Annotated in this window: 20 protein-coding genes; 9 read left to right on the top strand and 11 right to left on the bottom strand. The window is 37.8% G+C overall.

Annotation, left to right across the window (positions count from 1 at the left end):
* Positions 1-104 precede the first annotated feature (104 nt).
* On the top strand, positions 105-1,553 hold the full coding sequence (locus R2S57_RS11570) for an SDR family oxidoreductase (RefSeq protein ID WP_316845108.1): 1,449 nt from the start codon (positions 105-107) through the stop codon (positions 1,551-1,553).
* 36 nt (positions 1,554-1,589) lie between these two features.
* The gene (locus R2S57_RS11575; RefSeq protein WP_255512125.1) at positions 1,590-1,712 is read left to right on the top strand and encodes a hypothetical protein; all 123 of its coding nucleotides are present in this window, start codon (positions 1,590-1,592) and stop codon (positions 1,710-1,712) included.
* Between the two features lie 71 nt (positions 1,713-1,783).
* Here R2S57_RS11575 and R2S57_RS11580 read toward each other — a convergent pair whose 3' ends face one another.
* From R2S57_RS11580 to R2S57_RS11590, 3 genes are read right to left on the bottom strand one after another with little or no spacing between them, the layout of a single operon-like run.
* The gene (locus R2S57_RS11580; protein WP_316845109.1) at positions 1,784-3,691 is read right to left on the bottom strand and encodes a DUF3857 domain-containing transglutaminase family protein; all 1,908 of its coding nucleotides are present in this window, start codon (positions 3,689-3,691) and stop codon (positions 1,784-1,786) included.
* Positions 3,692-5,665, bottom strand: coding sequence for a transglutaminase domain-containing protein (locus R2S57_RS11585; RefSeq protein ID WP_316845110.1), 1,974 nt, complete (start codon positions 5,663-5,665; stop codon positions 3,692-3,694). It lies immediately after the preceding gene.
* Positions 5,666-5,725: 60 nt separating this feature from the next.
* Positions 5,726-7,699 carry a DUF3858 domain-containing protein gene (locus tag R2S57_RS11590; protein WP_316845111.1) on the bottom strand — a complete coding sequence of 658 codons (1,974 nt, stop codon included), beginning with the start codon at positions 7,697-7,699 and terminating at the stop codon, positions 5,726-5,728.
* Between the two features lie 184 nt (positions 7,700-7,883).
* Between R2S57_RS11590 and R2S57_RS11595 the strand changes: the two genes are divergently transcribed.
* Together R2S57_RS11595 and R2S57_RS11600 are read left to right on the top strand one after the other, a co-directional pair.
* A complete protein-coding gene (locus R2S57_RS11595; protein WP_316845112.1) occupies positions 7,884-8,837 on the top strand; it encodes an exonuclease domain-containing protein in 954 nt (317 codons plus the stop codon).
* A gap of 85 nt (positions 8,838-8,922) precedes the next feature.
* Entirely contained in the window at positions 8,923-10,782 is a 1,860-nt protein-coding gene (locus R2S57_RS11600; RefSeq protein ID WP_316845113.1) for a M1 family metallopeptidase, read from the top strand.
* 224 nt (positions 10,783-11,006) lie between these two features.
* Here the strand turns inward: R2S57_RS11600 and queG are convergent, their stop codons facing one another.
* Positions 11,007-11,942, bottom strand: a complete 936-nt coding sequence (gene queG / locus R2S57_RS11605) for a tRNA epoxyqueuosine(34) reductase QueG (RefSeq protein WP_316845114.1) — start codon at positions 11,940-11,942, stop codon at positions 11,007-11,009.
* Between the two features lie 138 nt (positions 11,943-12,080).
* Here queG and R2S57_RS11610 point away from each other — a divergent pair, with 138 nt between their 5' ends.
* Positions 12,081-12,287 (top strand): hypothetical protein, encoded by a 207-nt coding sequence (locus R2S57_RS11610; protein WP_316845115.1) that lies wholly within the window; start codon positions 12,081-12,083, stop codon positions 12,285-12,287.
* Positions 12,288-12,346: 59 nt separating this feature from the next.
* Here R2S57_RS11610 and R2S57_RS11615 read toward each other — a convergent pair whose 3' ends face one another.
* The 4 genes from R2S57_RS11615 to pdxH form a co-directional block, all read right to left on the bottom strand.
* Complete coding sequence (locus R2S57_RS11615) at positions 12,347-13,855, bottom strand: bifunctional GNAT family N-acetyltransferase/carbon-nitrogen hydrolase family protein (RefSeq protein ID WP_316845116.1); 1,509 nt, start codon at positions 13,853-13,855, stop codon at positions 12,347-12,349.
* A 336-nt stretch (positions 13,856-14,191) separates the two neighbouring features.
* Positions 14,192-15,214, bottom strand: coding sequence for a Holliday junction branch migration DNA helicase RuvB (gene ruvB, locus R2S57_RS11620; protein ID WP_307529738.1), 1,023 nt, complete (start codon positions 15,212-15,214; stop codon positions 14,192-14,194).
* Between the two features lie 31 nt (positions 15,215-15,245).
* Positions 15,246-16,139 (bottom strand): 3-hydroxybutyryl-CoA dehydrogenase, encoded by an 894-nt coding sequence (locus R2S57_RS11625; RefSeq protein WP_316845117.1) that lies wholly within the window; start codon positions 16,137-16,139, stop codon positions 15,246-15,248.
* A 289-nt stretch (positions 16,140-16,428) separates the two neighbouring features.
* A complete protein-coding gene (pdxH, locus tag R2S57_RS11630; RefSeq protein WP_316845118.1) occupies positions 16,429-17,079 on the bottom strand; it encodes a pyridoxamine 5'-phosphate oxidase in 651 nt (216 codons plus the stop codon).
* A 46-nt stretch (positions 17,080-17,125) separates the two neighbouring features.
* Between pdxH and R2S57_RS11635 the strand changes: the two genes are divergently transcribed.
* The 3 genes from R2S57_RS11635 (at position 17,126) to R2S57_RS11645 (ending at position 18,687) form a co-directional block, all read left to right on the top strand.
* Positions 17,126-17,689, top strand: coding sequence for a YqgE/AlgH family protein (locus R2S57_RS11635; protein ID WP_316845119.1), 564 nt, complete (start codon positions 17,126-17,128; stop codon positions 17,687-17,689).
* A 131-nt stretch (positions 17,690-17,820) separates the two neighbouring features.
* Positions 17,821-18,477 carry a DUF2975 domain-containing protein gene (locus tag R2S57_RS11640; protein WP_316845120.1) on the top strand — a complete coding sequence of 219 codons (657 nt, stop codon included), beginning with the start codon at positions 17,821-17,823 and terminating at the stop codon, positions 18,475-18,477.
* Positions 18,478-18,486: 9 nt separating this feature from the next.
* The gene (locus tag R2S57_RS11645) at positions 18,487-18,687 is read left to right on the top strand and encodes a helix-turn-helix domain-containing protein (RefSeq protein ID WP_086545983.1); all 201 of its coding nucleotides are present in this window, start codon (positions 18,487-18,489) and stop codon (positions 18,685-18,687) included.
* 72 nt (positions 18,688-18,759) lie between these two features.
* Here the strand turns inward: R2S57_RS11645 and purE are convergent, their stop codons facing one another.
* On the bottom strand, positions 18,760-19,284 hold the full coding sequence (gene purE / locus R2S57_RS11650; protein ID WP_316845121.1) for a 5-(carboxyamino)imidazole ribonucleotide mutase: 525 nt from the start codon (positions 19,282-19,284) through the stop codon (positions 18,760-18,762).
* 175 nt (positions 19,285-19,459) lie between these two features.
* Positions 19,460-20,599, bottom strand: coding sequence for a 5-(carboxyamino)imidazole ribonucleotide synthase (locus R2S57_RS11655; protein WP_316845122.1), 1,140 nt, complete (start codon positions 20,597-20,599; stop codon positions 19,460-19,462).
* Between the two features lie 54 nt (positions 20,600-20,653).
* Here R2S57_RS11655 and R2S57_RS11660 point away from each other — a divergent pair, with 54 nt between their 5' ends.
* Positions 20,654-21,844, top strand: a complete 1,191-nt coding sequence (locus R2S57_RS11660) for an NAD(P)/FAD-dependent oxidoreductase (protein WP_316845123.1) — start codon at positions 20,654-20,656, stop codon at positions 21,842-21,844.
* A 315-nt stretch (positions 21,845-22,159) separates the two neighbouring features.
* Here the strand turns inward: R2S57_RS11660 and R2S57_RS11665 are convergent, their stop codons facing one another.
* The gene (locus R2S57_RS11665; RefSeq protein WP_316845124.1) at positions 22,160-22,876 is read right to left on the bottom strand and encodes a hypothetical protein; all 717 of its coding nucleotides are present in this window, start codon (positions 22,874-22,876) and stop codon (positions 22,160-22,162) included.
* Positions 22,877-22,908 lie beyond the last annotated feature (32 nt).

Genomic DNA, 22,908 nt, shown 5'->3' on the forward strand with positions numbered 1-22,908 from the left:
TAGTAAGCGTGTGTATAGCTTTTAGGAATGTGAATTTTCCATTATTCGGATAATCGCACTAACAAAGCATTTTTTCAATTGTTGTTTTTTTAAAGCTCAGCATTATGAAAATTCTATTAACCGGTGCAAATGGTTATATCGGTACACGGTTGCTTCCGCTTCTGCTGGAAGAAAAACATGAAATCGTTTGTATGGTACGCGACAAACGTAGGTTTATTGCCGAATCAGAATTGAGCGAGCAGGTAAAGATTATTACCGGCGATTTACTAGACGCAAAAAGTTTAAACGAAATTCCATATGATATAGATGCCGCATATTATCTGGTGCATTCGATGTCGTCTAGCGATAGTGGATTTACGGATATGGAGAAATCATCATCCGAAAATTTTTCAGCAGCTATCCAAAAAACAAATTGTAAACAAATTATTTATTTAACCGGAATAGCCAACGATGAACATTTATCGAAACATTTGGGTTCGAGATTAGCGGTTGAAGAAGAACTTAAATCATCGGGGAAAGCCTGTACCATTTTAAGGGCGGCCATTATTATTGGTTCGGGAAGTGCATCTTTCGAAATTATCAGGGATTTAACGGAGAAGATTCCTTTTATGATTACACCCAAGTGGGTAGAAACCCGCTGTCAGCCCATTGGTATCCGTGATGTTCTGGCCTATTTAACCGGCGTACTGCATCATGAGAAGGCCTATAATGAAACATTCGATATCGGAGGGCCAGATGTGCTCACTTATCGGGAAATGCTTTTAGGCTATGCCAAAGAGCGTGGACTAAAGCGATGGATTATCACTGTTCCGGTTTTAACGCCCAGGTTATCTTCTTTATGGTTGAATATGATTACCCCAGTACCTTATTCGCTGGCCAGGAGTTTAGTAGATAGCATGAAGAATGAGGTGATATGCAAAGATGACCGCATTCGGGAAGTGGTACCCAGAAACTGTTTAACTTATGCAGAATCACTACATCTGGCCTTCGAAAAGATCGATCAGAATTCTATTGTTTCGAGTTGGAAAGATGCCTTAAACCGGGGTTACCTAAATTCGAATTTTATGGACCAGATTAAGGTGCCACAGAATGGAACTTTACAGTATAAAGTAAAAATGCCATTTGAACGGAAAGCTGAAGAAGTTTTTGAAAATATCTGGAGTATCGGAGGGAGCAGGGGGTGGTATTTTATGGATTGGCTTTGGCATTTGCGCGGCTTTTTAGATAAAATGTTCGGTGGAGTAGGTACGAGAAGAGGAAGAACAAGTAATACCGATCTTCAGGCAGGTGATGTACTGGATTTCTGGCGCGTTCTGTTGGCCGATCGGCAGAATAAAAGATTATTGTTATATGCCGAAATGAAAGTACCCGGTGAGGCCTGGCTCGAATTGAAACTTGTAGAATTTCACGGAAAAGCATTTCTTTCACAAATCGCCACTTTTAGGCCAAAGGGTTTATGGGGCAGGGTATATTGGTATGCTATGTGGCCCTTCCATATTGTGCTTTTTAAAGGTATGGCCAAAGAGATTACCACTTACCAGCCCAGTAGTTAAATCTATTTGTGTATTTTTGCACGATACAATACAAAAATGCCAAACGAAGAAAACGATTACTCTTTCTGGACCAAATACAAAAGATTTGCTTCTACAGAAATCTTAATGTACCTCATCATGATTATCGGTATTGGTTTAGGGATTATTTTTTTAAGCTAAAAACCCATTTTTGTTTCCCGCAGATTTCGCAGAAAACAAGCGCAGATCATATTTTAGACAACAGGATAGTGCTAATTCTTTAAGCTAAGGGCTAATTTTAAATAATCTGCAGCATTAACATCATTGATGAATTTAGAAAACTCCACATACTGATCGGCAGGAAATGTTCCATCGTTTAGGATTAATTTCCGGTAGTAAGTCAGTTTATTTCCCGCTAGATCTGCTTTACACACATATTCGCCAAAAGCGCTTTTAAAACTTTTATTTTGTCCGACAATTAATTCTGGCTTTACATTTTCGGGTAAGGTATATACAATGGTGTCTTCGTCAGTATAGCCGCGGTTAATGTAAACAGGCAGGGTTCTGTTTCTCATTTCAGGGATCGATCTTTTAACATTAAAGGCATTGAGCTGCAAAAACATTTTATTTCCATTTACAGGAGCATAATTCCTGATATTAATGCTGATGTCTTCTATTAATTTAGGGTCTATATCTTTTTTCTGTGCGAAAGAAACCGTTTCAAAATCGATGTTATCAATATTGTATGTTTCTTTTAGAAGTTTATGCTGCTCGGTTATGGATTTTCCGATCAACGACTCCTGATTTTCATATTGTGAACCAGCATAAACCGTATTCATTTTTCCAGCAACACTTCCGTCAGGTTGAATAATTAAATTTGCCTTACGGGTCTGTAAATTTTCGGCCGTTGTGAGTTTTGGCGTATGCAACAGTTTTCCTCCGTCTGGGGTACAGGCCAGTACCAATCTATCATCGGTAAAATCGCTTAAAAAACCAAACGGTATTTTCTGACTGGTACATTCCAGCCAGGTGGTATCACCTTTTAAAGGCATACATAAAATGATGTGGTTGCCCTGTACCATGCTGGCATATTTGGGATCCATACTTTTCTTTTCCGAGCCGGCCTCTACCACACAATAATAAGAATCAATATCTGCTGCACTGAGCAAACTTTGCATGTAGTTTACCAATGCTTTACAATCGCCATATCCCAGGCGGTCTACTTCGCTGGCGCCAATAGGCTGAAAACCACCGATGCCGATCTGTACGCTGATGTATCTTGTTTTATCCTGTAGGTATTGATAAATTTTTCTGGCTTTCTCTTTATCTGTTGTTTCATTTTTAACCAAATCTTTTATCGTTTGGATTGTAGTAGGGGGTAATGCTTTACGTTCCTTTAATAAATCGTCGTAAATCCATTTTCCCAGTTCTTGCCAATTGTTATAATTTCCCTTATGATTGTAATAATAAAAATCTTGTGGCGCAATTTGGATGCTGGTGGCGTATGTTTCGTGTGCCGGACTATAGGGCTCTGTTCTAACGGCTAAAATATTACTTACTTTCCAGATGGTTTTTTTCTGTTTTTCATCCGTTGTTATTTCAGGAGTTCCGTTATAACTCTGCGTTTTTACCCTTACCTGATCGGTAGGTTTGCAAATAAAGGTGTAGCTGCTTTTTTCTACTGAAACATCATCGGCCGGTTTTGGCGTCCAATCGGGAATAATGAGGTTTTGTTTGTTTCTGATTTCGTAATTATAAACAATAGTATAAGGGTATTGATTTACGGATGGCAGATAATGTTTAAGACGGCTATCCACAAAAAGCGAAAATCCATCGGCAGCACTCATATCTGCAAAATCATTTTGAGAAAACTTATTGATCGGTTTACCTACACTATTGTAAACTTCTCCTTTTATCCCTTTAATCGAAATGTTTTTGTCGTAATAAATTACCAAACGGGCTTCATCTTCTCCATTTTGGTTAAAAACGGTAATGGCTTTTTTAACATTAAGCATCACATTATCCGGAGAACGCATATCTATAACGGTTTCCTCATTCCGGATACAGGCATTGGCCCGGTTACGTAAATTTGCTGGGATTAAATCAACATCATAATTATCTTGAGCAAAGCCAGTAACTGATATTAAAAGCAGAAAAACTACAGTGTATAAAAATCTCATCTAATTACCCTTTTTTAGTAAAAACTCTGTTTTCTGGTTCTGAATAATTTTACTGTAGAATTCTTTGAGAAAAAGATATTCTTCTGGCTGATAAATCGCATTATTAAACTGTAAAATCTGGCTCATCGAAATGGTATCGTCCTGTAAACCGGTTTGAAGCAAGTACTTTCCACCAGCATTGGGTAGTGCGATGGCCATATCCTTAGGTTTCTCCATTAATTGATACTTCTCTGGCAAAGTTACGTTAATGATGATCCGTTCATCCGATGCCGCACCTAAATCAACAGGGTAGGTGCGCTCATTCAAATTGAACGGGTTTTTCGAAATGGTATTAATGAAAAACGGACTAAAATAAAACTGATTGTTATTAGCACCGTCGTTGACGGTAAATTCTATTTCATATTTTTCTACCAATGTGTTTTCAACGCTATCCAGGTTTGAAATGTTGTGCTCCAGTATTTTAATCCTGGTTAAGCGTTCATCTAGTTTTTCTACATACTCATCGGGCGAACTGTACTTTAGAATGTCTCTTCTCTTATTGTATGCGGCATAGCCAAGTGAATGGGTAGTTAGCGTTCCCACAATTTTTCCATCAGTCGTCATTTTGCCCATAAGAATATAGCTGGTAACTGTTTTCTGACTGGCTTTTAAATCGATCCAATAAGAAGGTTTTTTTAAATTAATCACCCTGCCCTGGTCGTTAATACACCTTAAAGGCAATAAACCAAATGGTAAGAGTGGCTCGGTAGCATCTAACAAATAACTTTTATCGCCAATATTTACTTTGGCCACCAGATAATTAAAATCGCTCATTACCGGATAAAGTTTGTTTACGGTTCCATTATCGCGGGTTGAAAGAATCACAGCTTCAGCATCTAAGCCAGCTGTAGAAAGTGCAGAAATTAAGCTGAGGTTAATATCGGCAACATTTCCCGACCTGCTCTCCAATGCTTTTTTAATATTGTCTTCTGAATATTTTCCGTAATAATTATCCCATTTAATCTGCTTTTTGATGTAGTTATAAATTGCTTTTGCTTTTTCCAGATCATCGGTACTACCTTTGGTAATTGATGGAATGAGGTCTTTAAAAACGTCCTTCCTTTTCATCTGATCTCCCAGGGTTTTGTAAGATGTTAATTCATAGTCTACATCCTTCCAAGTTTTAGTATAAGAAGTTTTTCCACCATTTAAATTCTGAACATCAGAAAGCTCAAAATAAATGGCCGATTTGAAATTACTGGGCGCTGTCATGTTATCTTCCTCAATAAATGCAGGAATATCTTTCATGAGGTAAGTAATTTTTGAGCAATCAATGGCCGCACCAGATAAACGCAAACATTCTTTGCTTAATTCAACTTTTTGATCGGTTAGCTTTTGAAATCCGCGCAAGGAAACATTGTAATTGTAAATGCCTGGGATGTAAACCAGGTATTCGCTGCTTACTTTAGGAATATCGCTCTGAAATTCCCAGGTTTTAAAATTAAATAGGTTTGGCGACCTTAATTTATAGCTATACTCAATGATAGAACCTTCCTTTAGGTTGGGAAGGGTAAATTTGGTAAGTCTTGTATATTTAGATCGGTTTTCGGTAAAAATAGCCTTTTTATCCATGGCCGTTTCAACAAAATTATTTTGGATATAGTTAAATGTTGAGGCTTTTAATTCACTGATTGTTTCTTCGCGTGTATCATCCTTATAGGTGGGAATGATAATGTTGGCTTCTTTAAAACCCTCTTTATTATAGATTTTGATTTTAATATGGTGTTCGAAAATTAGTTCTAAACTCCCGGTATTATCATCCCTTTGAATAGAAGCTGTTCCAAACTCTTTTAAAACGATGGCATTGGCGTTACTATCTAATTTTTTTCTGTCGAATTCGTAATCGTCGTAGGTAATGGCTCCGAAATTAAAGTTCTGGGCATGAATGTTTAACGATGAAAATAGGAGGAATAGTATGATGAGCGGTTTCTTCATTTAAATTTTGGATAGCTGGTATATTTATTTGTGGTTCTTTTAATATCGCATAAAATTAACCTATTTTCCTGTTTTTTTTACCAGAAAATCGAGCTTTTGATTTTGTATGATTTTGCTGTAAAATGTTTTTAAAGCAAGGTATTCTTCTGGTTGGTAAGTAGCATTGTTAAGTTGTAGCGTTTGGTTTACGATTATCGCACTGTTGGCTGTTTCAGTTTCCAATAGGTATTTTCCGCCAGTTTTGCCGATTGCGATGGATAGATTTTTTGGCTTATCTACCATTTCAAAACCGGCTGGCAATTCGATGTTAATAGTGGCCCTGTCGTCGGATTTGGAACCTAAATCGATAGGGTATTTTCTTTCGTTTAAGTTAAAGGGGTTTTTAGAAATTGAATTGATAACGAAAGGATTAAAATAGAACTCATTCTGCTTGAGTTCATTATTGGTTTTCATTTCTATCGTGTACTCTTCCGTTAATACATTTTCTACACTATCCAAGTTAAATACTTGGTGCGACAGAATTTTTACCCTTGGCATACTCTCCTCAAGTCTTTCCACAAACTCGTTTAGTGATGCAAAGTTTTTTATTTCTTTCCGTTTATTTAATGCTGCATATCCCTGACTGTGAATGGTCAGTTTGCCCGTCATTTTTCCATCTAAATCGAGCCTGGCATTAAATAGATAATTTTTTGTGGTTTTTTGCGATGCTTTTAAATCTATCCAATAAGAAGGTTTCTTCAGATTTACAACTCGGCCCTGATCGTTTATACACCTGAAAGGTAATAATCCGAAAGGTAAAAGCGGCTCAGTGGCATCTAAAAGATAGGCTTCTCCATCGATGTCTACTTTGGCTACTACATAATCAAAATCGGTAACAATAGGGTAAAGTTTGTTCACCACTCCATTATCTCTTGTTGATAATATCACGGCCTCTGCGTCGAAAGAAGCACTTTGTAATGCAGCAATTAAACTTAGGTTAATATCTGCAACGTTACCTGATTTTGTTTCAAGGGCCTTTTTAATATTTTCAGTTGCGTATTTTCCATACAAATTATTCCATTTAATCTGTTTTTTGATATAAGCATAAATCGCTTTAGCCTTATCCAGATTGGGGAGCGAATCGGCGCCGATTTTAGTGGTCAAATTTTTAAAGAGATCTTTCCTTTTCATCTGTCCGCCAAAACCTTGCTCGGATATCAAATCTTCATCTATATCTTTCCATGTTTTGGTATAATCAACCTTCCTCATATTTACATGCTGAAATTGCGAAAGTTCAAAATGTATAGCGGACATATAATTACTGGGTGCGCTCATATATTCCTCCTTTACAAAAGCAGGAATGTTTTTCATTAAATAGGTTGATTTAGAAGAGTTAATCTGAAGACCTGCAAATGTATAAGACTTTTTTACGATCTCACTTTTCGAATCACTTAATTTTAAGTCTCCCCTAAGTGAAGTATGATAGTTGTAAATAGCAGGAATAATTGTGATAAACTCGCTGTAAACTTTAGGTATTTCAGACTGAAATGGCCATGTCTTAAAGTTGAAAATATACGGCGACAACAATTTGTAGGTATATTCTATAACCGAACCTTCTTTAAGATTGGGCAGGGTAAATTTTGCCAAATTGAGGTCTTTCGTTTTATTTTCGATAATCAGGCTTTCCTTATCAAACTTGGTTTCAACAAACTTTCCATCTACTAAGTTAAAAGTAGAAGCCCTTAGGTCGCTCATGGTTTCATCCCTGAATTCACCCTTGTACAATGGAACGGTTATATTTGCCTGATCAAAAGCTGCTCTGTTATAAATTTTTATTTTTACGTGATAAATAAAGGCTACATCTGTATGCCCCTCAAAGTTCATTTCGAAAAATCCTTTGCCAAATTCTCTTAATACCACAGCATTGGAAGTACTATCTAGCTTTTTTTTGTCGAATTCGTAATCTTCTTGGCTAACTGATCCGAAATTAAAATCCTGTGCATTAGCAATTAATGATGAGAAAAAAAGAAATAAGATGGTGAGAAACGATTTCATGAGAGCGTAAATAAATTGTTGCAATTTAATTCTACAAACTAACATTCAGAAATAATTTGACAATTATATTTAGAAATTAATAAAGTTGTTTTACAGAACTAATGAAACCTTTTTAGCACTTTTGAAAAAAATGAATTTGACATTCCGATTCAAATCTAATGTCGCCAATCTCACATCATAAGAAATGAAATTAAATTTAAAGCGTCCTTTAGCATTTTTTGACTTAGAAGCTACTGGAATAAATGTTGGAGCCGATAGAATTGTAGAAATTGCGGTTTTAAAAGCCATGCCAGATGGTTCTGAAATTGTTAAAACCTGGCGTGTAAATCCTGAAATGCCGATCCCTTTGCAAACTTCATTGATACACGGTATTTATGATGAAGATATCGCTAACGAACCAACCTTTAAAACTTTGGCCACAGAGATTGCCGAATTTATCGGTGAAAGTGATCTGGCTGGGTATAACTCAAATAAATTTGATATCCCGATGCTTTTAGAAGAATTTTTAAGGGCTGAAGTGGACTTTGATATGAGCAACCGCAAGTTTGTTGATGTACAGAATATTTTCCACCAGATGGAACAACGTACACTAAAGGCGGCTTATAAATTTTACTGTCAGGAGGATCTGATCAATGCACATGCAGCAGAGGCTGATGTGATTGCTACTTATAAGGTTTTACTTGGCCAGTTGGAAATGTACAAGGAAACAGAGTTTGAGAGCAAACAAGGGGTGAAAAGTATTCCTGTTGTAAATGATGTAGATGCCTTGCATATTTTTACCAACATCAACAAACCTGTAGATTTTGCTGGTAGATTGGTTTACGATGATAATGATCAGGTATGTTTCAATTTTGGTAAACATAAAGGAAAAACTACCGCACAAGTATTTGCTGTAGAACCGAGTTATTACGCCTGGATGAAAAATGGAGATTTCCCTTTGTACACAAAGAAGAAATTAGATGAGGAATGGGCAAAATTTAATGCGAAGAAAAATGAAAACAGAGCTTCAAGACCTCAGAATCCTACGCCTGCAAATAAACCTCAATATCAACAAAAGCCTCAGCCAAAACCAGAAAAACCTGCAGAACCGATCAATACCGATATGTTGGAGCAATTGAAAATGAAATTTGGCAAGTAGGTGCTTAACTGGTTAATTGTTAAATTGCTTTTACTAAAAATAAATCAACCGCCCGGCGCCATGCGCTAAGCGCTATGCTAAGAAAATGAAATCTTTATCAATATTTAGTTTACTCGTATTTAGTACATTTTATGCCAACGCGCAGACCTCTTTGCCAATAGGGCCAGAGTTTCAGAAAACCTATCAAAAGGAAACGAGAAATACGAATGGAAAACCTGGTAAGAACTACTGGCAAAATACTTCGAAATACGATCTGAGTGTCGATTTTAATCCTACAAGCAGGCTGTTAAAAGGTAAGGTACAGGTTACCTATACCAATAACAGCACGGATACACTTAAGGAAATCTGGTTTAAACTTTACCCAAATCTGTATAAAAAGGGAACACAGCGGAAATCAAAATTTGCAGAGTCTGATCTTGGTGAAGGTGTGGCGATAGAAAAAATGGCTGCAAACGGTAAGGCGATAAGCGATTTTAAAATCGATGGGACCAATATGACCGTTAATGTTCCAGCGGTAATGCCCGGTAAAACAATAAGCTTTTCTATTGATTATAGCTATACTTTAAATAAAGGCTCGCATATGCGTACAGGCCAGGTAGATGAGGGTTCTCATTTCGTGGCTTACTTTTTTCCGCGTATTGCCGTTTACGACGATGTTGATGGCTGGAACAAATTTCCTTATACAGGTGCAGAAGAGTTTTACAATGATTTTGACCAGTTTAATGCTTCAGTTACCGTACCGGGTGGTTATGGTGTTTGGGCCACGGGCGATCTGAAGAATCCTTCTGAAGTTTTTCAGAAAGACATTGTTTCGAGAATGCTTTCTGCCGAAAAAAATGATGCGGTAATTGACGTCATCACCGATCAAGATCTGGCCGGTAAAAAAGTAACCCAGCCTAATGCCTTTAATACGTTTAAGTTCGAAGCCAAAAATGTTACCGATTTTGTTTTCGCTTTGAGTGATCATTATTTATGGAAATCGAGCAGTTTGGTCGTTGATCCTAAAACGAAAAGAAGAACCCGTGTTGATGCTGTTTTCAATCCGAAACACAAAGATTATTACGAAGTGATCGATTTTGCGCGTAAAACGGTAGAATCAATGAGTTATACTTTTCCAAAATGGCCTTTCCCATATAATCATGAAACCATATTTGATGGTTTAGACCAAATGGAATACCCGATGATGGTAAATGATAATCCGGTAGATAACCGTGTAGATGCGATTACCTTAACCGATCATGAAATTTTTCATACCATGTTTCCTTTTTACATGGGCATAAACGAAACCAAATACGGTTGGATGGACGAAGGTTGGGCTACTATAGGTGAATGGCTGATTTCTCCGATGATTGATTCTGCCATTGTGGATGAGTACGGCGTTCAGCCTACGGCTTCCTCATCTGGCGGGAAAGATGATACACCAATTATGACCTTAACCCCTGATTTGAAGGGATCGGGATCTTTTACCAATTCTTATCCTAAACCTGGTTTGGCTTATTTGTTTGTTAAAGATTATCTGGGTGATGAATTATTTACCAAAGCTTTGCATACCTATATTAAAAACTGGAATGGTAAACATCCAATGCCATACGATTTCTTTAACAGCATAAATGAAGGTAGCGGTAAGAATTTAAACTGGTTCTGGAAGGCCTGGTTTTTTGAAGGTGGTGTTACTGATATGGCGATAAAGGCGGTTGATAAAACTACTGGAGGTTACTCGGTTACCATCGAAAATAAAAGCATCAAACCATTGCCAATCGATTTAACCTTAACTTATGATGATGGCTCAATCGAAAAGAGCCACAGTACCATTGGTATTTGGGAAAAGGGTGATCAACAGGTAAAGGTTGGTATAAAAACAACTAAAAAATTATCAAAAGTGGTGATGGGAAATCCGCATACACCTGATAAAGTGAAAAGCGACAATAGTTTTTCGGTAAACTAGAGAGGGATAAAGGAAGTCAAGTTTTCTGCGCGATTTGCTTAGTCAAACTTGACTTCCTTAATAAATATCTTTTTATGAATAGTATTTGCTACAATGAATCGTCATCCTGAATTTGTTTCAGGATCCACCCATCTAACATAATTTTAGAAATAGATGCTGAAATAAATCCGATAGCTATCGGATCAGCATGACACAAGTGTTAATTCATGAGCGTATGAATAAACTTATTCAGGTTTCAAAAAATCGATATTTCTTTTCAATCCGGCAAATTTGGTCCGCTTCACTGCCGATCCTTTAAAAACCTTTTTAAAAACATCGTCGGTAATTTCAGTTAAATCTTTTGCATTTAGATCGAGCAATCCATTTTCGGGTTTAAAGGCCGTTTCGTTGTGCGCCTTTGAGAAACGGTTCCAGGGACAAACATCCTGACAGATGTCGCAACCGAACATCCAGTTGCTCATCTTATCCTTAAACTCAGTTGGGATCTCATTTTTAAGCTCAATAGTGAGATAAGAGATACATTTTGTCCCATCAACAACCTGCGGGGCAATAATCGCATCAGTAGGGCAGGCATCTAAACAGCGTGTGCAGCTGCCACAATAATCGGCCTGGTAGGGATGGTCATAATCCAGTTCAAGGTCAACAATCAATTCAGCAAGAAAGAAAAAGGAACCATCCGTTTTACTGATCAGGTTGGAATTTTTACCAATCCAGCCAATACCCGATTTTTTTGCCCAGGCACGGTCTAAAACCGGAGCCGAATCTACAAATGCCCTTCCCGACACCTCGCCAATATTTTCCTCAATAAAATAAGTAAGTTCTTTGAGCTTATCCTTAATTACAGTATGGTAATCTTGCCCGTAAGCATACTTCGAGATTTTCGGTGCGTTAGGATCTGATTGCTTCTCTTCAGTATAATAATTTAAAGATAAAGAGATGACCGATTTTGCACCTTCTACCAATAATCTCGGATCAAGGCGTTTATCGAAATAGTTTTCCATGTATTTCATTTCACCATGCCGGTTCTGGTTCAGCCAGTTTTCAAGTCTGGGTGCTTCTTCTTCAAGAAATTCAGCTTTCGAAATGCCACAGGCTATGAAACCCAAACGCAGGGCTTCATCTTTGATCAGTTGGCTATATTTTGCAGAATTGTTGTACACCGGTCTGCAAAGATAAGGCTTAGGATTTAAAACATTTTCATTAATCACTTGTTCTAAATACAGAAACTAAATTAATTGATTATCGTTCTTCCTCACTTGAGAATTATCTTAAAAGGAAGAGCTTTTAGAGTATAAGATATGGAAAACATAGATCCACAACATACGGAATCAGGAGAAGCTCCTAAACCGATTGAAAAAGATTACGAAAGTCATAAAGAAGATCCAGGACCAGCTAAACCAGCGGTTACCGAAAAAGACGAAAACGGTGCCGGACAGGCGCTAAAATGGGTACTTCCGATTCTCATCATCATCGCACTGATTGTTTGGTTTGCAATGAGAAAATAATTAGCTTAGATTAATAGTGAAATGCCGGTTAGTGATGTGACCGGCATTTTTTATGGCGATTACTTTAATAATTTAACTTGATAAAGGTCTTTTCGTCTGTCTTTTAACACCTTTACTGTTCCGTAATGATGCAGTTCGTCTAATAAATGTAAATCAACATCTACAACCAGTACCATTTCAGTATTTGGCGTAGCTTCAGCTTTTATAGCATTGGTCGGGAAAGCAAAATCAGAAGGAGTAAAAACAGCCGATTGTGCAAACTGAATATCCATGTTGTTTACCTTCGGTAAATTACCCACGCAACCTGCAATAGCCACATAACATTCATTTTCTATGGCCCTTGCCTGAGCGCAATGGCGAACGCGTGTGTAACCGTTCTGTGTATCGGTTAAGAATGGCACAAACAAGATCTGCATGCCCTGATCGGCATAAATGCGGCTTAATTCTGGGAATTCTACATCGTAACAGATTAAAATACCCACTTTACCACAATCGGTATCAAACACCTGCACTCTATCGCCACCAATCATGCCATAATATTTCTGCTCATTCGGGGTGATATGGATTTTTCTATATTCATCTATTTTTCCCGTACGGTGGCAAAGGTAAGTGGCATTGTAAAGTTTGCCATCTTCAATGAGTGGCATACTGCCCGTAATGATGTTGGTGTTGTAGCTCAAAGAGTATTCATGCATTTTTTGTACAATCTCTTCCGTTTTTTCGGCGAGCTTACGCATAGCCTCTATCTCTGGTAAGTGATTGTAGGGTTGCAATAATGGCGTATTAAATAGTTCAGGGAACATCACAAAATCAGATTTGTAACCGCTTAAAGCATCCACAAAAAATTCTACCTGCTCATAAAATGCATCCATATTCGGAAATAAACGCATTTCCCATTGTACCAGACCTAAACGGATGGTCATTGCCGAACGGGCAGAGGCGTCTATACCCTGGTAATAAATGTTGTTCCACTCAATTAAAGTGGCATATTCCTTTGATTCTTTATCACCAGGTAAATAGTTCTTTAATACTTTTCTAACGTGAAAATCATTTGAGATCTGAAAAGTCAACGTAGGATCGTAAATTTCTTTGGCTTTTACTTTATCAATGTACTGTCTTGGGCTAAGCTGTTCTGCATATTCGTGGTAACCTGGAATTCTGCCACCGGCAATAATGCTTTTAAGATTTAAGCTTTCGCAAAGCTCTTTTCTGGCTTCGTATAATCTTCTTCCCAAACGTAAACCACGGAAATCCGGATGGACGAAAATTTCTATACCATATAAGGTATCGCCATTCGGATCGTGTGTGGTAAAGGAATAATCGCCAGTAATTAATTTATACGTATGCCGATCACCATATTCATCGTATTCTACAATAATGGCAAGCGAACAAGCTACTACTTTATCATCAACGGCGATGCAAAGCTGTCCTTCGGGAAAAATATTAAGCAATTTAGCGATACTTGATTTTGGCCAGATGGAACCACCCATGCTGTCGTATGCCTGGAGCATAGATTCTTTAAGATCTGCGTAATCTTCGAGCGTTAGTTTACGTAATTCAATATTCATAATGTTTGATTTGTACTAATTGAACACAGAAAGGGCTTAAATGTTCCGATGGATTTTATTTTTATATAGATCGTCATTGCGAACTGAAGCGGAGGGATTAAGTGGGGAGCGTGAAGCAATCTTTTGTATAACAATAATAGATTTGTACATTCAGTTGCACTCCGCTACTATTGATAGGCATTATAAAAGCTCCGTCATCTCGACTGGAAAGTAGTGGAATGGAGATCCTTCGACTACGCTCAGGATGACAGAGCAAGGAAAAGACCTCTTATGACAGATTTCTCGGCCGTGTTGTACTTCGCTCGAAATGACGACCTAGTGCGAAGCAATACCATGTTAAAATAACTTCCCGGTTTGCCCAGGATAATTCTTCTTTAAATGTTTATATGCTGCTTCAGTAACCTCTCTACCGCGTGAAGTACGCATAATGTAGCCTTCCTGAATTAAAAATGGCTCATAAACCTCCTCAATAGTGCCTTCATCTTCTCCAACAGCAGTCGCTATGGTTTTTAAACCAACGGGACCGCCTTTAAATTTATCGATGATGGTCACCAGAATCCTGTTGTCCATTTCATCCAGTCCATGTTCATCTACATTGAGTGCATTTAGCGCGTAACGGGCAATTTCGGTATCGATATTTCCATTCCCTTTAATCTGGGCAAAATCTCTTGTTCTCCTTAAAAGTGCATTGGCAATACGGGGTGTGCCACGACTACGGCGGGCAATTTCGTAGGCACCTTCATCACTGATGGGTGTTTTTAATATCTCAGATGAACGTAGCACAATGGTAGTCAGTAATTTGGCGTCATAATAGGCCAGGCGCGCGTTAATACCGAAGCGCGCTCTTAAGGGCGCCGTTAACAAACCTGAGCGTGTAGTGGCGCCAACTAGTGTAAAAGGGTTAAGTGATATTTGTACGGAACGGGCATTTGGACCTGTTTCGAGCATAATGTCAATCTTAAAATCTTCCATGGCAGAATACAGATATTCTTCCACCAGAGGAGATAAACGGTGAATCTCATCGATAAAAAGGATATCGCCTTCATCAAGCCCGGTTAATAGACCCGCTAAATCGCCGGGTTTATCCAAAACAGGACCAGAAGTTACCTTAATGCCGGTAGCCATTTCATTGGCTATAATATGAGAAAGTGTAGTTTTACCCAATCCCGGAGGACCGTGCAAAAGGACATGGTCCAAAGCTTCGCCACGCAGTTTTGCGGCCTGAACAAAAATCTTCAGGTTTTCCATCACTTTTTCCTGACCCGTAAAATCTTCAAAAGCCTGTGGCCTTAAAACCCTTTCAATATCACGATCGGTGGGGGTAAGGTTGCTTGCTTCAGGATCCAGATTCTCATTCATACAGCAAATATAAAATTAAATGCTAAAAAAATTAGGATTTTTTAAATTTATCAGCAACTACCAAATCTTTCGATCCTGCAGTATAGGTATAAAAGCCCTCGCCGGTTTTGGCACCCTTTTTACCTGAAGCAACCATATTTACCAGTAAAGGGCAGGGAGCATATTTAGGATTACCAAAGCCATCATTCAATACTTTTAAAATGGCCAAACAAACATCTAAACCTATAAAATCTGCCAATTGCAACGGACCCATGGGATGTGCCATGCCCAATTTCATTACCGTATCAATTTCATAAACGCCGGCCACACCTTCGTATAAAGTATAAATGGCTTCATTAATCATGGGCATTAAAATGCGGTTGGCCACAAAACCGGGGTAATCATTTACTTCTACCGGAACTTTTTCCAAACTTTGCGACAGCGACATAATAGTACTTGTGATTTCATCGCTTGTGGCATAACCACGGATTACCTCTACCAATTTCATTACGGGAACAGGGTTCATAAAATGCATGCCTATTACTTTATCCCCACGACCTGTTACGGCTGCAATCTGGGTAATGGAAATAGAAGAGGTATTGGATGCCAGAATGGCGTGTGCAGGAGCATGTTCATCTAAATCTTTGAAGATCTTGAGTTTTAGGTCCACATTTTCAGTAGCCGCTTCTACAATTAAGTCTGCATGTTGAACCCCCTCTTTTGTGGAGGTATAGGTAGTAATGTTATGAAGTGTTGCCGCTTTCTGATCTTCAGTTAATGTACCTTTGGCAACCTGCCGATCTAAATTTTTGGTAATGGTTTGTATGGCTTTATCTAAAGCAGGCTGGTTGATATCAATCAGATTCACCTGATAATTGAATTGGGCAAAGGTATGGGCGATGCCATTTCCCATTGTACCAGATCCTATAACTGCAATTTGTTTCATCTTTTGAGGGATTTAAAAAAGCGAATTTAGGTATTTGTAGCTGAGATACGCTAATCTTTAGACAATAACCTACCCGTTTCATTTTAATGTCTTTTTTGAGGACTTCTAATCTATCAGGAAAAACAAAACAGCAAATTAAATTGCTTATAAAATATAGTAAATCACGGTCACCATTTGAGAAAATCAAGACATTTTACAAAGGCACTTCCTAGTAAATTTAGGTTAGTTAATGATTAGTTAGAATAGAGATCTTGCTGGATAGCCGATCTCTATTTATTTTTATACAGGTTTATGGTGCCAGTCTTGTTTTGGTCCAAACTCCTTTAATCTTTTCGAAATTTATCCTATCGTGCAGTCTGCTTCTTCTTCCTTGCCAAAATTCAATCCGGGTTGGTTTTACAATGTAACCGCCCCAGTGTGCAGGTTTTGCTACTCCATTATTATTGGTTTTGGTTTTTAATTCTTCAAATTTTTCTTCCAGAAATGATCTGTTCGGAATAATCTGACTCTGTGGCGAGGCAATAGCGCCAATCTGACTGGCAATTGGTCTGGTATTGAAATATGCTTCAGAAGTTTCTTTATCCAGTTTTTCTACCGTGCCTTCAATTCTCACCTGTCTTTCCAATTCTGGCCAGAAAAATACTAAAGCAGCATAAGGATTACGCTTCAGTTCTTTTCCTTTTGCACTTAAATAATTGGTGAAGAATCTAAAGCCATCAGTATCAGCGCCTTTTAATAGCACAATACGGGCATCCGGTCGGCCAGATTTATCAGCCGTAGCCAATGTCATCACATTCGGTTCGTATATCTGGGCATCAACGGCATGTTGAAACCACTTTTTAAACTGGATAATTGGGTCTTGATCAACGTCAGATTCGTCTAGCGAAGCGCTTTTATAATCTTGGCGCAGGTTTTGTAGAAATTCATTTGTAACTTGCATTTAACAAAAATAGGCATCTTTTATGGTGTAACAAACGATTATCATCATGCTGAATAATATAAAACCAAAAACAGGCCGTTTGCTCATCTCAGAGCCTTTTATGGCCGATCCTAATTTTAAAAGATCCGTGGTATTGCTAACCGAACATGGTGATGATGGTACCGTAGGTTATATTCTTAATCAGGTAGGAAATCTGATTTTAAACGATGTGATACAGGATTTATGGGATGCAAAAAACTACATTTATTTTGGCGGACCTGTTGCTGCGGATACCTTACATTTTATCCATAGAAGTTATGATAAACTGCAGAGCGGCGAACCTATCGGAAATGGTTTGTACTGGGGCGGAAATTTCGAAACCCTCAAAATTCTTTTAAATACTAATGCCATAAGAGCTGATGAAGTGAAATTTTTTATGGGTTATTCCGGTTGGGATCAGGGACAATTGGATCGCGAATTGGAGCAGAATGCCTGGATGGTAAGCGATACTTTTAATCCAGATCTCATTTTTAGTAGCGATGATGAAAAACTTTGGCGTGATGTGGTTGTAAACTTAGGACCAAAATATGCGCATATCAGTAATTTTCCGGTTGACCCGAGCTTGAATTGATCAGTTAGCAGTTGACAATTTTCATTTAGCAGTTTAATTTTATTTAAAATAAAACGATAAATATTTATTGCTTTATTTTAAATATTGTTTTATATTTGTTTCATATTTGTTTCATATTAAACGAATCGATTATGAAACTCTCAGAAAGTAAGGTGATTAAAAGGTTGAACGAATTGGCAACTATAGCATTGGTTTTCTATATAGTTGTGTTGTTGATTAAATTGTTTAGTTCTGGTGTACCAAGTGCTAGCAAAGGCGTAAAATGGTATGATGTATATAATGTAAAGGCAGAAAAATATCTTAAAAATAATGAAGTATCTGCAAATAATGCCCTTGATACTTGGTTTGAGAATAAGATTGTAGTAAACGAAACAAAAAGTGCTTTAATATCGATAAGATTTAAAACCTATTCTGAATTATTTTCTTTATCGGCTATTACTTTCCAATTGGCATATTTTATTTATTTTATTAGCATTGGTTGTATAATTCTATCTGTAAAACGGTTTTTCAAATCTCTAACTTTAAATGAGGCATTTACTAAAAAAAATGCTTCAATTATTTTATTCTGTAGCATAATGATAATTTCGTTACCTATTACAAGATGGCTTACGCAAGAACTATTTATTAACTGCATCCGTAAATTAAACCTCAACGATTCTGGTTATCATCTTAGCAATGGTGTAGGTTTATTGAGCACTGAAACTATTATAGGGTTGGTATTAATGGCATTTGGCCTGGCATTTAAGGTTGGTGTAGATATTAAACAAGAAAATGAAGCATTTGTATAAATCCAAACTATGCCTATAATTATTAACTTAGATGTGATGCTGGCCAAACGGAAAATGTCTTTAACAGAATTGTCGGAAAAGGTTGGGTTAACCATCGTAAACCTATCTATACTAAAAACAGGAAAGGCTAAAGGAGTAAGGTTTGATACACTCGAGGCTATTTGCAAAGTTTTAGATTGCAAACCAGGGGATATTATTGATATGGAATAAAAAAACGGGTAATGCAAAATCTAATTACATCACCCGTCTAATTTATTATTGAATAGACTAAAAACTCCCGACTTAGGACTCAAGACTAGCCGCACTCTCTTCAACTTTCCTTCTCAACTCATCTTTATAGGCCTGCATTTTAACCGTTAAAGATTCATCAGCGGTTGCTAAAATCTGAGTAGCCAATAAGCCTGCATTTTTAGCTGCGTTTAAAGCTACTGTTGCAACCGGAATACCATTTGGCATCTGCAAAATCGATAGAATACTATCCCAACCATCGATAGAGTTAGACGATTTAACCGGAACGCCAATTACTGGTAGGGTCGTAATTGAGGCTACCATTCCTGGTAGATGGGCAGCGCCACCGGCACCGGCAATAATTACCTTTAAGCCACGGCCATGTGCTTCTTTAGCATAGTTGAACATACGTTCTGGAGTTCTGTGCGCAGAAACAACCGTAATCTCATAATTTATTCCAAATTCTTTTAATACATCAGCAGCATCTTGCATCACGGGTAAATCTGATTTGCTGCCCATAATTATTCCTACCAAAAACCCCTCCGACCCTAAAGGGGAACTTGAATTTCCATCGTTCATATCAATCGTTTTTTTTTACTCGTGTTATTTATTTATGCTATTGCCACCTTGTTATCGGTTCCCCCTTCAGGGCCTTTGAGTTCTAGGCGTTCGTGTATATCGTTTAATTTTTATTCTTTAAACTTTTTGTTTTTCCACCCTGCTATTAGTTCCCCCTTTAGGGGGCTAGGGCGCTTTACGCGATTACCTTTAATGTTTTTTGTACGTAACGGGCCTTTTCGATGGCTTTTTCCCTATCGATATCTACAATGGTTACATGACCCATTTTGCGGAACGGTTTAGTATATTTCTTGCCATATAGATGCACATACACACCATCAATAGATAATATTTTCTCCAGATTTTCATATTTGGCCACACCTTCAAAACCTTTTTCGCCAAGTAGATTAATCATAATGGCATTGGTAATACTGCTGGTATCGCCAAGTGGCAGGTTATAAATCGAACGTAGATGCTGTTCGAACTGAGAAACATAATTGCCTTCAATCGTTTGGTGACCACTGTTGTGCGGACGGGGGGCAACCTCGTTTACCAACAATTCGCCATCTTTACACACAAACATTTCTACGGCTAAAATCCCGGTAATGTTCATTGCAGAAGCAATATTTTTAGCAATATTCTCTGCTTTTTGCTGTAAACTTTCGGCAAAAGTTGATGGCGAAATTAAAAACTCAACGAGATTGGCTTCAGGATTGAATTCCATTTCTACCATTGGGAAAGTTTTCATGTCGCCATTAGCGTTACGGGCCACAATTACTGCAACTTCTTTCTCAAAATCAACCAGTTTCTCAATAATACAAGGTGCATCAAATGCTTTATCCAAATCGGCAGCACTATTGATTTTCATTACCCCTTTGCCATCGTAACCGTCTTTTCTCAATTTTAAAATGTATGGAAAATGGAAAGGACTGTTCTCCATATCTTCCTTTGTATTTACAATTTGAAAAGGAGAGGTAGGGATATCGTTTTCTTTAAAAAACTGTTTTTGTACACCTTTGTCCTGAATTAAACGGATTACCCTCGATTGCGGGAAAACTTTTTTACCTTCTTTTTCAAGCTGCTCTAGCGCATCGATATTTACCTTTTCAATTTCGATGGTAATGATATCTGCTTTCTTTCCGAAGTTATAAACGGTATCAAAATCGGTAATCGAGCCATTTTCGAAGTAATTAGAGATGTGTTTACAAGGCGCATCAAGATCTGGATCTAAAACTAATGTGCTTACGTTGTAATTGATTGCTTGTTGAATGAGCATTCTGCCCAATTGTCCGCCACCTAATATACCTAATTTTAATTCGCTAATCTGTTTTGCCATGCGCTTGAAAATAATGCTACTTTTGTGCAAAAGTAACCATAATAAATTTTATTGATGAATGCTGATGCAATAATTATTGGTGCAGGTGCTTGCGGATTGATGTGTGCAGCGCAGGCAGGGTATCTGGGCAAAAAAGTAATTGTGCTCGAAAAAAACGAAAAACCCGGTGCCAAAATTCTAATTTCTGGCGGTGGCCGCTGTAATTACACCAACCAGTTCGCATCGGCTGAGCAGTTTATTTCTGCAAACCCACATTTTATCAGATCGGCTTTTACGCAATGGACGGTTGATGATACCATTCGTTTTTTCGAAACTTATGGCATCAATGGCAAAGAAAAAACCTTGGGCCAATTGTTTCCTGATGAAAAAAATGCAAAGGATGTAGTACAGGTTTTTACCTCCATTTGTGAAGATTTTGGACAGGAAATCAGAGGTAATGCCGATGTGAAAAATATCGAAATATTACCTGAAGGCTTCAAAGTAAGTTATGATAAAAACGGGAAAACAGTTGTTTTAAGTGCAGAAAAGCTGGTGATTACGACTGGAGGATTACCCATTCCCAAAATGGGTGCTACCGATTTTGCCTTACGTTTTGCGAGGAAACATGATCTGAAAATCATTGAGACTGCTCCGGCTTTAGTGCCATTAACCATTACCGGTAAAGATGAAGAATGGTTTGCTCAGCTTTCAGGTAATTCTGTTTTTTGCGAAGTAAGCAATGGTGAAATTTCTTTCGAAGAAAATATTCTTTTTACCCATTGGGGATTAAGCGGGCCGGCTATTTTACAGATTTCTTCTTTCTGGAGAAGGGGAGAGACGATAAATTTAAATCTGTTGCCACATCAGGATATGGTGTCGATATTGGATAAGGAAAGAAAAAACAATGGTAAAACTTTATTATCGACATTGTTAAATCGAATGTATACCAGGAAATTCACCGATGCTTTAGGTAAATTTTTACCTTTGAGTAAACCTGTTGCCGCATTAACAAAATCAGAAATCGATTTAATTGAGCAAACTATACATCACTTTAAAGTTAAACCAGCGGGCGATAAGGGTTATGATAAAGCCGAAGTAATGCGTGGTGGAATTGATACCAATGAAGTATCTTCTAAAACTTTGGAATGTAAAAAGATTCCGAACCTTTTTTTTGGAGGAGAATGTTTAGATATTACAGGTTGGTTGGGTGGCTATAATTTTCAATGGGCCTGGGCGAGCGGTTTTGTAATTGCGCAGAATATTTAGTCGATAAACCTATCAGGTTTTTAAATATTAATTATTGCTAAGGCGTTCAATATTATTTTGAAAATGAGCGGCTGTAGTACTTCGGATACTGCAGTCCTGCTATCACTTCAAGTCCTCACTCATGCTTCGCTCCGGGCTTTACGTTCTATCAGGTTTATTTAACAATGCTTGTATTCCATTGTACAATTCTTTTAGCAGACAGAGTAAGGTTAAAATTGAAAGAAGTCAAGTTTAAAATAGCAAGGCGCAGATAAAACTTGACTTCTTTTTCTGCATAAACCTCGCAGTTTTTTAAAACCTGCGAGGTTTGCTCCGCTACAAATAAACATTAGGCATTACCTCCCATGCCCAGGGTTTTTTAAAGGTTTTGAAGGTTCTCAGCCGAGAAAAGTATAAAACCTCGCTCGTTCTCCGGTTCGAAATATATCTTCTGTGGAGATTGCCGATGGTAGTAAATAATTCGCGGGTTTTAAAATCATAAACCCTTTCGGTCATGTCGCCACTGTTTTGGTTAAAGTAAAGGTTTATGGCACTGGTTAAAAACCAGTCTTTGTTTTCGAATTTAAAAGTATAACCCAATTCCCAGCGCCATTCGGCACCTCCCTGGAAACGCAGATAAAGCTGTTGGTCTTTAATGGCAATCTGTTGAAGCGGATCGCCTAGTTTACCGCCTTCCTCTGAGCGGAGAATGAAATCATTGTTCTGGGTAGATAAACGATAACTACCAGTTGATTTATCCTTGAAAAATATGCCCAAAATTCTCGGTTTTTGCGTTTCCTTTATAATGTCTGTGTTATTGTCGCCATAAACCCGGGTTTCATCAATAGATTTGTTGTACTCGAAAACCACTGCTAAATCGTCTGCCGCATCGTTATTCAAGTCGCCATGAACCTGATCAATAACTGTCCAGTTGGCTGGGGTAAACTGTTCAGCAGAAGTACCTTGTGTTATAATTCTAGGAAAAACAAATGTTTTTTGCGCAAAGGTAATTTGCGCACAGAGCATCAGGATGTAAAAACAAAAAACTTTCATTCAGGTAGAAAACGTGTTGATGTAAGGTTAAA

Origin of the sequence: Pedobacter psychrodurus (assembly GCF_032678585.1) — a bacterium.
Lineage (GTDB): Bacteria > Bacteroidota > Bacteroidia > Sphingobacteriales > Sphingobacteriaceae > Pedobacter > Pedobacter psychrodurus_A.

Bases quoted from the DNA above. Each gene is read 5' to 3' on its own strand.
- R2S57_RS11570 (WP_316845108.1), top strand. From the start codon at position 105: ATGAAAATTCTATTAACCGGTGCAAATGGTTATATCGGTACACGGTTG.
- R2S57_RS11575 (WP_255512125.1), top strand. From the start codon at position 1,590: ATGCCAAACGAAGAAAACGATTACTCTTTCTGGACCAAATACAAAAGA.
- R2S57_RS11580 (WP_316845109.1), bottom strand. From the start codon at position 3,691: ATGAGATTTTTATACACTGTAGTTTTTCTGCTTTTAATATCAGTTACT.
- R2S57_RS11585 (WP_316845110.1), bottom strand. From the start codon at position 5,665: ATGAAGAAACCGCTCATCATACTATTCCTCCTATTTTCATCGTTAAAC.
- R2S57_RS11590 (WP_316845111.1), bottom strand. From the start codon at position 7,699: ATGAAATCGTTTCTCACCATCTTATTTCTTTTTTTCTCATCATTAATT.
- R2S57_RS11595 (WP_316845112.1), top strand. From the start codon at position 7,884: ATGAAATTAAATTTAAAGCGTCCTTTAGCATTTTTTGACTTAGAAGCT.
- R2S57_RS11600 (WP_316845113.1), top strand. From the start codon at position 8,923: ATGAAATCTTTATCAATATTTAGTTTACTCGTATTTAGTACATTTTAT.
- R2S57_RS11610 (WP_316845115.1), top strand. From the start codon at position 12,081: ATGGAAAACATAGATCCACAACATACGGAATCAGGAGAAGCTCCTAAA.
- R2S57_RS11615 (WP_316845116.1), bottom strand. From the start codon at position 13,855: ATGAATATTGAATTACGTAAACTAACGCTCGAAGATTACGCAGATCTT.
- ruvB (WP_307529738.1), bottom strand. From the start codon at position 15,214: ATGAATGAGAATCTGGATCCTGAAGCAAGCAACCTTACCCCCACCGAT.
- R2S57_RS11625 (WP_316845117.1), bottom strand. From the start codon at position 16,139: ATGAAACAAATTGCAGTTATAGGATCTGGTACAATGGGAAATGGCATC.
- pdxH (WP_316845118.1), bottom strand. From the start codon at position 17,079: ATGCAAGTTACAAATGAATTTCTACAAAACCTGCGCCAAGATTATAAA.
- R2S57_RS11635 (WP_316845119.1), top strand. From the start codon at position 17,126: ATGCTGAATAATATAAAACCAAAAACAGGCCGTTTGCTCATCTCAGAG.
- R2S57_RS11640 (WP_316845120.1), top strand. From the start codon at position 17,821: ATGAAACTCTCAGAAAGTAAGGTGATTAAAAGGTTGAACGAATTGGCA.
- R2S57_RS11645 (WP_086545983.1), top strand. From the start codon at position 18,487: ATGCCTATAATTATTAACTTAGATGTGATGCTGGCCAAACGGAAAATG.
- purE (WP_316845121.1), bottom strand. From the start codon at position 19,284: ATGAACGATGGAAATTCAAGTTCCCCTTTAGGGTCGGAGGGGTTTTTG.
- R2S57_RS11655 (WP_316845122.1), bottom strand. From the start codon at position 20,599: ATGGCAAAACAGATTAGCGAATTAAAATTAGGTATATTAGGTGGCGGA.
- R2S57_RS11660 (WP_316845123.1), top strand. From the start codon at position 20,654: ATGAATGCTGATGCAATAATTATTGGTGCAGGTGCTTGCGGATTGATG.
- R2S57_RS11665 (WP_316845124.1), bottom strand. From the start codon at position 22,876: ATGAAAGTTTTTTGTTTTTACATCCTGATGCTCTGTGCGCAAATTACC.